This window comes from Allobacillus salarius, assembly GCF_007559425.1.
In the GTDB taxonomy this organism is placed as follows: domain Bacteria; phylum Bacillota; class Bacilli; order Bacillales; family Alkalibacillaceae; genus Allobacillus; species Allobacillus salarius.
Genome location: NZ_VMHE01000005.1, coordinates 97,716 through 107,571, shown reverse-complemented (window position 1 = coordinate 107,571; position 9,856 = coordinate 97,716). Strand labels below are relative to the sequence as shown.

General features: G+C 35.9%; 11 protein-coding genes. 6 read left to right on the top strand and 5 right to left on the bottom strand.

Annotation, left to right across the window (positions count from 1 at the left end):
• Nucleotides 1-620 precede the first annotated feature (620 nt).
• Both FPQ13_RS13945 and FPQ13_RS13940 read left to right on the top strand, forming a co-directional pair.
• Nucleotides 621-1,160 carry an MFS transporter gene (locus FPQ13_RS13945; protein ID WP_342778573.1) on the top strand — a complete coding sequence of 180 codons (540 nt, stop codon included), beginning with the start codon at nucleotides 621-623 and terminating at the stop codon, nucleotides 1,158-1,160.
• Nucleotides 1,157-1,621, top strand: a complete 465-nt coding sequence (locus tag FPQ13_RS13940; protein WP_342778575.1) for an MFS transporter — start codon at nucleotides 1,157-1,159, stop codon at nucleotides 1,619-1,621. The genes FPQ13_RS13945 and FPQ13_RS13940 overlap by 4 nt, the downstream gene beginning before the upstream one ends.
• Before the next feature lie 242 nt (nucleotides 1,622-1,863).
• On the opposite strand, the gene FPQ13_RS05185 is transcribed toward FPQ13_RS13940, so the two are convergent.
• Nucleotides 1,864-2,769 (bottom strand): helix-turn-helix domain-containing protein, encoded by a 906-nt coding sequence (locus FPQ13_RS05185; RefSeq protein WP_144088261.1) that lies wholly within the window; start codon nucleotides 2,767-2,769, stop codon nucleotides 1,864-1,866.
• Between the two features lie 370 nt (nucleotides 2,770-3,139).
• Between FPQ13_RS05185 and FPQ13_RS05180 the strand changes: the two genes are divergently transcribed.
• Together FPQ13_RS05180 and FPQ13_RS05175 are read left to right on the top strand one after the other, a co-directional pair.
• Nucleotides 3,140-4,126 carry a hypothetical protein gene (locus FPQ13_RS05180; RefSeq protein WP_144088260.1) on the top strand — a complete coding sequence of 329 codons (987 nt, stop codon included), beginning with the start codon at nucleotides 3,140-3,142 and terminating at the stop codon, nucleotides 4,124-4,126.
• Nucleotides 4,127-4,208: 82 nt separating this feature from the next.
• Nucleotides 4,209-4,523, top strand: coding sequence for a hypothetical protein (locus tag FPQ13_RS05175; RefSeq protein WP_144088259.1), 315 nt, complete (start codon nucleotides 4,209-4,211; stop codon nucleotides 4,521-4,523).
• A 50-nt stretch (nucleotides 4,524-4,573) separates the two neighbouring features.
• Here FPQ13_RS05175 and FPQ13_RS05170 read toward each other — a convergent pair whose 3' ends face one another.
• Together FPQ13_RS05170 and FPQ13_RS05165 are read right to left on the bottom strand one after the other, a co-directional pair.
• Nucleotides 4,574-4,852 (bottom strand): hypothetical protein, encoded by a 279-nt coding sequence (locus tag FPQ13_RS05170; RefSeq protein WP_144088258.1) that lies wholly within the window; start codon nucleotides 4,850-4,852, stop codon nucleotides 4,574-4,576.
• 91 nt (nucleotides 4,853-4,943) lie between these two features.
• The gene (locus tag FPQ13_RS05165) at nucleotides 4,944-5,285 is read right to left on the bottom strand and encodes a DUF4258 domain-containing protein (protein WP_186279552.1); all 342 of its coding nucleotides are present in this window, start codon (nucleotides 5,283-5,285) and stop codon (nucleotides 4,944-4,946) included.
• Between the two features lie 130 nt (nucleotides 5,286-5,415).
• On the opposite strand from FPQ13_RS05165, the gene FPQ13_RS05160 reads away from it, so the two are divergent.
• Nucleotides 5,416-6,459, top strand: coding sequence for an IS1595 family transposase (locus tag FPQ13_RS05160; RefSeq protein WP_144088256.1), 1,044 nt, complete (start codon nucleotides 5,416-5,418; stop codon nucleotides 6,457-6,459).
• Nucleotides 6,460-6,530: 71 nt separating this feature from the next.
• Nucleotides 6,531-6,812 carry a hypothetical protein gene (locus FPQ13_RS05155; protein WP_144088255.1) on the top strand — a complete coding sequence of 94 codons (282 nt, stop codon included), beginning with the start codon at nucleotides 6,531-6,533 and terminating at the stop codon, nucleotides 6,810-6,812.
• A gap of 443 nt (nucleotides 6,813-7,255) precedes the next feature.
• Here FPQ13_RS05155 and FPQ13_RS05150 read toward each other — a convergent pair whose 3' ends face one another.
• Nucleotides 7,256-7,561 carry a hypothetical protein gene (locus FPQ13_RS05150; RefSeq protein WP_144088254.1) on the bottom strand — a complete coding sequence of 102 codons (306 nt, stop codon included), beginning with the start codon at nucleotides 7,559-7,561 and terminating at the stop codon, nucleotides 7,256-7,258.
• Between the two features lie 394 nt (nucleotides 7,562-7,955).
• Nucleotides 7,956-9,242, bottom strand: coding sequence for an IS110 family RNA-guided transposase (locus FPQ13_RS05145; RefSeq protein ID WP_144088253.1), 1,287 nt, complete (start codon nucleotides 9,240-9,242; stop codon nucleotides 7,956-7,958).
• Nucleotides 9,243-9,856: the final 614 nt, after the last annotated feature.

Sequence of the window (9,856 nt, the reverse complement as noted above, 5' to 3'; positions counted from 1 at the left end):
TTTCAGATCTTGGTTTTCCTGAAGTGTAAAGTTGGACGATTTGTTCTTTGAATTCATCTGTAAAGCTTCGTCTTGAATGTCTAGTCATAATCATTCTCCTCATTTATTATTCAGATAAGTCTATAAGACCTTAACGAATCTGTCCAACTTAGTGTAGCCTGTCCACTCTAATCAAAGATAGCGTGCTGAAATAATGCTCTATCTTTGAATAGGGGGATTCTAATCAAAGATAGCATGTTAAAATTGAGCACTACCTATGAATAGAAGCTGTCAAATCAACGGTAGCGCGCCAAAAAAGAGCTTTATCCCCGAATAGCGGCCGCCAAATCGACGGTAGCACTCCAAAAAAGAGCTCTATCCCTGAATAGAAGCTGTCAGATCAACGGTAGCGCTCCAAAAAATAGCTCTACCCCCGAATAGCGGCCGTCAAATCAACGGTAGCGTGCCAAGAAAAAGCTCTACCCCCGAATAGAAGCTCTCTAATCAACGTTAACGTTTCAGAAATAGGACTCTATCCGCGAATACATAGAATTTACTCCAATCATTTCGCTGAACGTCTCAATGAATGCTCAACAAAAAAATGAGTGATATAATCGAGCTTTGTAAAGAGGTGAGCATTTATGGCGGCATTTTTCGGACGAATTTATTATGGTTGGGTGATTGTTTTTATCGGTGCTCTTGGAATTTTCTTTTCAGGACCTGGTCAAACGTATTCCAACTCTATTTTCATTGATGCGTACATAGAAGATTTTGGTTGGTCAAGGTCATTGGTTTCTGGAGTTTATTCCAGTGCGACATTGGTTGCTGGTCTCATTATGATTTTTGTTGGCAGGTTCATCGACCGTTTTGGACAGCGGGTTATGATGGTTGTTGTCGGTACATTATTTGCGATTGCTTGTTTTTTGAACAGTGCGGTCTCGACGATTTGGATGCTGACGATTGGCTTCTTTGCCATCCGTTTGTCGGGTCAAGGAAGTATGTCGCTCATACCCAATACATTGGCTGCTCAATGGTTCGTGAAAAAAAGAGGTTTCGCAGTTAGTTTGATGGCCCTCGGTAGTTTTATCAGTGCAATGGTTTTTCCAATTATTAATACATGGTTAATTGATACGTGGATTGGCGCTTTGCATGACAATTTTGGGGAATTCTGTTGCTTGTGATATTTGTTCCCGTTGCTTTGTTTGGCGTGCGTAACAAGCCTGAAAATATCGGACTCGAGCCAGATGGTCCTTTAAAGCACAAAGAAGAATTGAAGCCAGTTTTAGGAAGTGCTGTTGTGAAAGAAGCGGAAGAGGACTGGACATTGCAGGAAGCAAAAAAGACTTGTGCTTTCTGGGCAATATTAATTTGCGTTGGGATTCCGTCTATGGTGAACACCGGAATTACTTTTCACATTCTATCTATTTTCGGATCAAATGATCTTTCGCCAGGTGTCGCTGCGACTGTTTTAAGTTTAATGGCTATAGTCGGCATTCCAATGTCTTTCGTCTCTGGTTTTATTACCGACCGAGTCCAGACCAATTATTTACTACTGGCCATTTTCATCATTGAAATTATCCTTTTATTAATGTTGCTCGTTACGAATAACTTCTTTATGGCGACGAGGGAGATCACAGCATAAACCTTCGGTATGTCTATAAGTGAGCTGTATTATTTAAGGTTTATTTAGACATATTGTAGCGGATTGTTACAACAAAAAAGAACCCTATCCTAAATGGATAAGGCTCTTCGTTTCATTCTAATGCTGATTTGGCAAATCTTCGTCATTAATCTCTACAGAATGAGCTTGTATATCTGGAGTAAAATGATACTGTCCGGCCGTGAGAATAAAAGAAAATACGGTAACTATAAATAGTAGCTTCTTCACTTATTTACACCCCCTGTTTTTTCTAATTCAGTTTTATATTCAATAAAAGCTTCATTGACCACATTAGCAAATTGCTTTTTCCCCTCTAATGTAAATGTGTTAATCGCCTTTTCGTAATAGTATTCTGCTTTTTTATCGTTCAAACGTTTTAGGCACCTAGCTTTCTGATAGCAGTGCTCACCTAATAAATATAATGTTTCATATTGACTGCAAACTTTCAGTCCCCGTTCGCTAAATTCCAAAGCTTCCTCGATTTTACCTAAGCTCATTGCTGATTTAGAGGCGCCATATAACAATCGAATTAAAATGGTAAAGTCTTTTATCTTTGGGATCAGTTTAATTCTACTAAGAGCTTGTTTAAACACTCTTAAAGAGAGAGAATAATTTTTATCTTCGTTAAATAGTATGGCAATGCTATTCATGATTTCTAGTTCTCGCTCATTGAGAAATTTATGATTATTATTTCTACGTAAATTTAAAGCTTGGACCATTAAGTTCAGTGCTTGCTCTTTATTATTATGTACGTAATAAACACTTACACCTTTGTGCCAAATAAGAAATTGCCGAAAGTCTACATTCTCTAATAGCGGAGTATTAAATTGGTCTTCTATTATTTCCAGGATATTAATATAATCCCTCTCCCGCACAAGACTTCTGATCTGTTCTGTGACATCCTCGATGTAATCAATTCTCTCAGACTCTATTCTCTTAAAGAAATAATCAGAGTCAACTCCTAATCTCTGTGCTAGCATGTACAATGTTATGCTGGATGGAATCTCTTCCCCGTTCTCTAATTTACTAATTTGGGCTTGTGAACATATTCCTTCTGATAATTCTCCTTGGGTCATAAGCAATTCTTTTCGCTTTTCTTTTAATATCTCGCCAATTTTATACCAATACATATGCGCTCCCCCTTTTATATTGATAGATAACGAGTATAGGTGTGTTATTATCTAAATTTTAACATAATTATCAATTTTATTGTAAATAATTCTTAATAAAGGTACTAATATATTCCTATTATTATATTTTGAAAGTAATTTGGCGAATTAAAGAGAATACATAGTCTTTATCTTATCTAATTGATAATAATCAGAAATAAAAAAATATTTATTTCGTGTTAAGATAATTAAAATAATTAAAAGGAGGGATAAGAGTTATCTTACAGAAATAAATTATAGAAAAGTCAACAAAAGAACTGTAAGTCTTCACATTATAGAACAGGTAAGCGTCTGTTCATAGGTCGAGGAATACCTATTGGGAGTGAATAAAATGAAGCCCGTGAAAATTCTAACTGCTCTTGTTATACTATCAATTGCTTTTGCTGTTCCTGCTTTTGCTGAGAGCGATGGTGATGAAGCTTATTCTATGCTGGAGGACATTAAAAGGGACGAGGTTCCTGTTGAAAGAACCATCTTCATTGATAAAGGCGTTAAGGTCGATTTATTAGAAGATGGAAGAGTCGCACCTGTGAGAAACGTAAAAAGTTTGAATGAAGAACAGTTAGATGAAATTCTTTCTTATGCTAACTTCTCTAAAGAAGATTTAAATTATTTTGATATCGAACAAAAAAGACAGTTTGTTGCAACAGGAATTAAAAAAGTGGACTCAGAGATATCCACTAAAGAAATATATAACTCTATCAGTGGAGAGAAATATGTAATAACTGAGGAAAATATAGATGAAGTTAATCAAATAAAGAGAATGGACAATCTAACTTTAGAATCTCTCACTAAAGATTCGGGTTTTTCAACTCAAAGCACTAAATACTATAACCCTTTTCGTAGTTGGAGCGGAAGATCTCTAATATTGTACGTCGGAACCTATGGTAATGACTTCATCTACAATATGTACCAAGCCTTTCAATGGGATAACTTCCCTGGTTATGGAAGTAAAAATAGATTTGCTGTTTCCGCAGACCACTATCATCGCCTAAGAAGTGTACATGGTGAGTCTCATTGTGCAACCGGTGGCACATACTGTAATAATGTCTCTTACAGCCCAGAGCCCGCTGGAGCAGCATGGACTACCTTGTTAATGACTCACACAGAAAAACAAAATATGTATGCATATCAACATTTCTTCATTGACCAGTCAAGATCTAATCATAATCACACAGTTAGAGGGTCTTATATAAACCCTACAATAAGTGGTACTACAGTAGGTGTTAACATTGGTTGGGCTTCAATTTCTTGGGAACCATTTTACGGAGATGAACGTCATATAACACATAATTATACTGTATATCCAAACTACTAAAAATATTCTATGATGGAATCCCATTTAAAACACTTTCAGTGGGATTCCATTAAATTCATTAAATAGGAGGGAGTAATAATAAATGAAAAAAATTTATTTAATAATGATTAGCGTAGCATTAACAACTTTGGCTATCCTAGGTGGTAATTGGCTTTATAATAATTATACTGCGAAAGGCGGAGCAGTGGTTTTAATTACTGACAAGGTAATTGAAGATGAGCGGTTTTTGGTAGAAATTAACTACCAACCTTATGAAGTGCCAGAAGAGGAAATAGAATTAGTTGAAGTGCATCCGTCAGCTTGGAATCTTATTGTCGTGGAAGAAGAATACGAAATCAGTTATCATCAAAGGTTTTTTGACAAATATAAGCGGATAATAAATTTAAAAAATCATTAAGTAAATTAATGAACCATACCCCAGTTAGTGGACAGCATTAAAATCTTTTTTTACATCTCTTTGATACCCATGATCTCGAAGTTATCCATTCCTTCAACCGCTTTCCTCAGCCGTTGATAGTCAACCTCGCTCTCATTACTGTCATCATTTTCTTTATAGTGACCCATTTCCAAGACAACTCTGAACTGAAATGAACCTTTACTGCAATCACACGTTTCTGTTGGAACGTTTTTAATTAACACTTCGCTGCCGTTTTTGTGACGAACGGCTTTCACATCTTCTAAAACCATACGTTTCATCTCCCCACAATCTTGACATTTTTCGTTCATGTTATCACTCCCGTATAGTTATTATGTACTCAAAGTATAACACGCTTCATTTCTTAAACACTAATCCGAAATGGTGCAACCATCTCCGCGATTATTTAAAAAAGTACTTCAATCGATCCGTTACTCCTTTGTAAATGGTCGTCACTTCAAAACTCCTCTTTCCTTTTAAGGCAACTCCAATCGAAATTAATTCTCCATTGAAATCCCGGCCAACAACAGTCCTGAATGGGTCCTTGTTGAACTTATGAGGGTACTCACCAATATTGTACCCCTCATAGATGGCTCCAGTTAACATAGCCATGCCCAAGTCTTCCAATGTGATGTTGCGTTCAACCATTCTGTCTTTAGCAGCATGGTTGGAAAAGGTAATATTTTCATTTAGTCGCACGGTCTCTCTCAAACCTTGCATTTCATCTTCCCAATACTCTTGCATGTCTATCATCTTCTCTTTCCTTTCAAAAAAGTTTTTTAAAAATGGCTCTGTTAAAGTCTGTTGTTGATAATTTGATTTACAAGAACATATGTTCTATAATAGATTTAACTATATAAAAGCGGTGATAAACGTGAGAAAAACTGATATTCTTAAAGCCATTCAAAAACTAAATCCAGCTGAAAAACACCGATTACGAGAGTATTTGATTGATGCACTTACTGCATCTTCTTCGACAGGAAATGTTCTGCAAGAAATATCTGAACGCAAAAATAAGAGCGGTTATCATTGTCCTGACTGTGAATCAAAACATATCGTTCGGTATGGCACATACTCAACGATTGTTGATGGCGATGAAGTAGAAAAGCAACGTTATCGCTGTAAAGCGTGTAAAAAAACATTTACTGACCTAACAAATACTGCTCTATATCGAACACGCCATCTCAATAAATGGATTAAATTCATCGAATGTATGATAGAGGGATATTCTCTACGTAAATCTGCTGAATTAGTTGGTAATGTTACTCACGTTACATTGTTCTATTGGAGGCACAAACTCTTATCATCATTAAAACAAATGGAAATATCTAATTTTGAAGGTATCGTCGAAATGGACGAGACCTATTTCCTATACTCCGAAAAAGGACAAAGAAAGATTAAAGACAGAAAACCCCGCAAACGTGGTGGTTCCGCAAAGAAACGGGGTATAAGCAACGAACAAGTATGTGTCTTAGTCGCAAGAGACCGTGAAAAGATGACTTTTTCACAGACATTGGGAATGGGTCGATTAACAAAAGAACAGTTAGATAAAGCCATCGGACATAAACTTTCAAGCGAAAATGTATTATGTACTGATTCTTGGCGTGCCTTTAAAACATATGCCGCCGAAAAAGGTATGGATATCTATCAATTCAAGTCTGATGGTAAGGTTCGCACAAAGGGACTATACCATATCCAGAACGTTAACAATTATCATCGAAGGCTTAAAGGATGGATACAACGTTTTAATGGAGTTGCAACTAAATATCTGAATTATTACCTTGCTTGGTTTCAGGTGTTAGAATCCATTCAACATCAAAGGAATCCTATTACTATGAATGACTTGATGATTAAAGGTAATTTAATACAAAATATGGAAACGTATGATACACTTAGGTTATCAAGATTCACGATATAAACATCACTGCTTGTTCAACTAACGGGCAGTTTAGTTTAATATGGAATTTTTGGAATGAGGGGGGATGTTTTTTGTTTACCAAGAAGAAGTCTTTAATTTTAAGCATAGTGGTATTTGCCTTTAGTATCTTAAACTTTATTTTCAGCCCAAATATAATAGACCCAGGATTACTTTGGATAATTTCAACTGGACTACTGGTGATTGTGTCAGTCTTATTATTTTGTAATTATTTAAAGCTAAAATATGGCTTTAACACCGCTAAACTTGCAGGTGTTTTTATTGCAATTACAATTTCTATAATATTAGCCCTTATATTACTATTGTGGGTCTTACTTGCTTTTAATATGAACTAATGGGTGCTTTAGCGGAATAAGGAGTTGTCGATTAGGCGGCTCCTAATTGCATATTGAAGTAACGGAGCAGGATACTTTAAGATTGATGGTGTAATTTCGTTAGAGGGTTTGCAAATAATGAAAATCTTAATAATGAATCAAGAGAAACACTTCTACAATGCTTAGATACAGAAGATATTGATTATAAGTTGGATAATGATAAAAATGTATTGATTAAAAACAATGACATCTTCCTTACATCTGCTCGTTGTTCTTTAAGTATATGTAACGGGGGCGTTAGTTTAACAAGCAAATATTATAAAATGGAACTTCCATAAATTAAGAAGTTCCATTTTTATAAGGATTATCAACATTAAACTTTAACAGAGCCTTAAAAATAAAAAAACTGTTAGAAAGCGGTGGGCTCATAATCTAAGTGAACCTCTCACTCCCTAACAGGCGATTTAACTTGCTAAATTACTCTCCATCTTTCTGATCCTTTGTACAATAGCATCCTTGTGTCCGGATAGCATCTGTTTACTAAATTCCAGTTTGACATCGGAAGCCACACAACAAATTTTATTGTCCGATACAACACTCAATTGGATATGATCCGACAATCTCTTTCGTTGTAGAATTAGTTTTGCTATCCGTTCCGCTCTAATTAATAACACACTGTCACTTACGATAGGTGTTGATAAAGAAACGCGTGCCGCTTCTTCAGAGATTCCTAAAGCTTTCGAAATATCCTCAAATGTAATTTTTCTCATAGTTTCCTCTCCCTCATTAAATTAATTATTTCTTAAAATACCGCTGTTTTCCTTTGATTTTCTATTGAACCTTTGAAGTCTCATTAATTGGCGGCCACCAATTAATGAAAAATTAAGTTGAATTTGGAAACGGTTTTTATACCTAAATAAGCTTCAAGGGTTATTCCCTATTTTTTGGTAAAATTATAACCGCACTTTTGGATCTCCACATCAAACATGGTGGTACACCCTCCCATATCTCACAGCGTCGATGCGCAAAAATTCCATCGTTCAACTTAACCATGCGTGGATGCCGAATATGCTCCTTAAGTGGGTCTATGCCCTGAGTGATTAATATTGATCGGCTAATCCGTGCTTCAATTGTCAATGTTTCATCAAGTGTTAACAGCGATATTTATGCAACTTGGTTGTTATTGTCTAACATAGGTATGTCAGCCAACATTCTTGATTCACTAAACGCACACTGACGTGTGCCCAATACAAAGAAAATCTTAATTAGCTTACAGCTTAAAGCGACAAAAGATTGCTTTCCAGTCAATGGATTGTTAGGTCGATTCCGATAATAGTCATGTAATTGTTTAAAGTCTTCATTGTGGCAAGATAATGGTCTCGCTACTTGAAATAGAATGGAGCGTAGACGCTTTCTCCCGCGCTTTGAAATCGATGTTCGACCTTTATGAAGTCCTGACTGGTTCATTGTTAAATTCAGTCCCGCTAATTTAATGATTTGGCATGGATCTGAGTAATTAGAAAGATCTCCAATCTCTGCGAAGAAACCGACAACGGTCATTGCACTAACTCCCTTGATAGCTGTCATTTCAACAGCTCCGGGAATATATTGGATGAGTTCTTCAAGTTGTTCTTGATGAACCTTCAATCGTTTTGTTAATTGCTCATATTGTTCAACTAAATAGTTAAGCTCTTCCTTTGCCATGTTCAACCCAGCCTGTAAACCTACAGATTGTTCAGCGGCTTCTTTAAGCTCTTGAACACGCTTTAGACCGACGGCTCTTTTCGTTGCTTTGTTTATTTCGTTTAAAAGTTCTTGCTCAGTTGCCTGGATGATGTCACTGGGGAAATAACCCTGTTTTAGCAACTGAATCGCAGCCTTTCCAGTCCAGCTTTTGAACACCTGCTGGAACTCTGGGAAATAGCGATCAAGCAAGTTATGCATTTGAGCTTTAATCGATGATAAATCCTCTTGAATGATGTCATGAAGCTTCATGCCTTCGTGAAGCTCAGCATATACGTCTTCAGGTAGTGTCGGTTCATGGAACCGACCATCACGGACAACTTGTGCAATCACTTTAGCGTCCTTTGTGTCGTTTTTAGTTGGAGAATCATCATCCAGTTCTTTCGAACGATTAACCTTCATTGGGTTCACTACGACTGTCTGCAGGCCTCGATTTTTTAAATAGTAAGCAAGGTTTAACCAGTAGTGACCCGTTGGTTCCATGCCGATGATGACATGAGTTCGATTAAGTTTATGAGATAGAGCTTCAATCCAACCAATTAGATTGGTGAATCCTTCAAATGAGTTGTGGAACATGAATCGTTTGGCAAGATCAACTCCACGATCATCAATGGCACGCGCAACATGTTTATGTTTTGCGATGTCCACTCCGATAATCAATGTGTTTCCTGTAATTTGCTTTAATCGTTTATTTTGTGTAAAATCCATTTTAAGTCCTCCTTCGGTATTTTCGAGGTCCTTGCAGACACTCTCTATACTACCAAGGAGGTCTTTTTTTGTATAATCACGAAATCTGCGATTTTAAGTCAAATTTCTTTATTACAGGAATGCTCCTTTAGAAGTTTGTGTGAAATTGAAGACACAAAAAACCTCAACCAAAGAAAGAATTTGTCTAAAAAAGACATCATTCACCCTTAGTTGAGGTGTGTGCTCGAAAGTTAACATATCCAATCGCTTGATCGGAATTAAAATAATTAAATAAAAAGTAAATATAATTCTATTTCTCCTTGAGTCATAAGCAATTCTTTTCGCTTTTCTTTTAATATCTCGCCAATTTTATACCAATACATATGCGCTCCCCCTTTTATATTGATAGATAACGAGTATAGGAGTATTATTATCTAAATTTTAACATAATTATCAATTTTATTGTAAATAGTTCTTAATAAAGTACTAACATATTCCTATTATTATATTTTGAAAGTTATTTCGAGAAATAATGAGAATATATGATCTTGTTCTTTATTTTTCGTAAAATACGACAAATTCAATAAAAGATAATTCATGTTACATTAAACTTACACAATATTTAGACATCCTAG

What these genes read in the sequence shown, in the direction of transcription:
- FPQ13_RS13945 (WP_342778573.1), top strand. Translation starts at nt 621, where the DNA reads ATGGCGGCATTTTTCGGACGAATTTATTATGGTTGGGTGATTGTTTTT.
- FPQ13_RS05185 (WP_144088261.1), bottom strand. Translation starts at nt 2,769, where the DNA reads ATGTATTGGTATAAAATTGGCGAGATATTAAAAGAAAAGCGAAAAGAA.
- FPQ13_RS05180 (WP_144088260.1), top strand. Translation starts at nt 3,140, where the DNA reads ATGAAGCCCGTGAAAATTCTAACTGCTCTTGTTATACTATCAATTGCT.
- FPQ13_RS05175 (WP_144088259.1), top strand. Translation starts at nt 4,209, where the DNA reads ATGAAAAAAATTTATTTAATAATGATTAGCGTAGCATTAACAACTTTG.
- FPQ13_RS05170 (WP_144088258.1), bottom strand. Translation starts at nt 4,852, where the DNA reads ATGAACGAAAAATGTCAAGATTGTGGGGAGATGAAACGTATGGTTTTA.
- FPQ13_RS05165 (WP_186279552.1), bottom strand. Translation starts at nt 5,285, where the DNA reads ATGCAAGAGTATTGGGAAGATGAAATGCAAGGTTTGAGAGAGACCGTG.
- FPQ13_RS05150 (WP_144088254.1), bottom strand. Translation starts at nt 7,561, where the DNA reads ATGAGAAAAATTACATTTGAGGATATTTCGAAAGCTTTAGGAATCTCT.
- FPQ13_RS05145 (WP_144088253.1), bottom strand. Translation starts at nt 9,242, where the DNA reads ATGGATTTTACACAAAATAAACGATTAAAGCAAATTACAGGAAACACA.